This window comes from Achromobacter sp. SIMBA_011, assembly GCF_046535435.1.
GTDB classification, from domain to species: Bacteria; Pseudomonadota; Gammaproteobacteria; order Burkholderiales; family Burkholderiaceae_B; genus Achromobacter; species Achromobacter dolens.
Map to the genome: position 1 here is coordinate 1 of NZ_JAWRWN010000762.1, position 258 is coordinate 258.

Here is a 258-nt window from a genome sequence, read left to right on the forward strand (position 1 = left end):
CTGCGCTTCGTGCAGGACAACCATTCGGTGTCGTCGCGCAACGTGCTGCGCGGTTTGCATTATCAGGTGGTGCGTCCGCAGGGCAAGCTCGTGCGCGTGGTGGTGGGCGAGGTGTTCGACGTGGCGGTCGATCTGCGCCGCGCGTCGCCCACGTTCGGGCGCTGGACCGGCGTGCATCTGTCTGCCGCGAACCGGCTGCAATTCTGGGTGCCGCCGGGTTTCGCGCATGGGTTCGTCGTGCTCTCCGAGCGCGCCGAG

At 68.2% G+C, this 258-nt stretch carries 1 protein-coding gene; it reads left to right on the plus strand.

Features of this window, described 5'->3' with window-relative positions:
- Positions 1–258, plus strand: a 258-nt coding sequence (locus SB816_RS33030; RefSeq protein WP_410548383.1) for a dTDP-4-dehydrorhamnose 3,5-epimerase family protein, incomplete at both ends; no start/stop codon positions are given.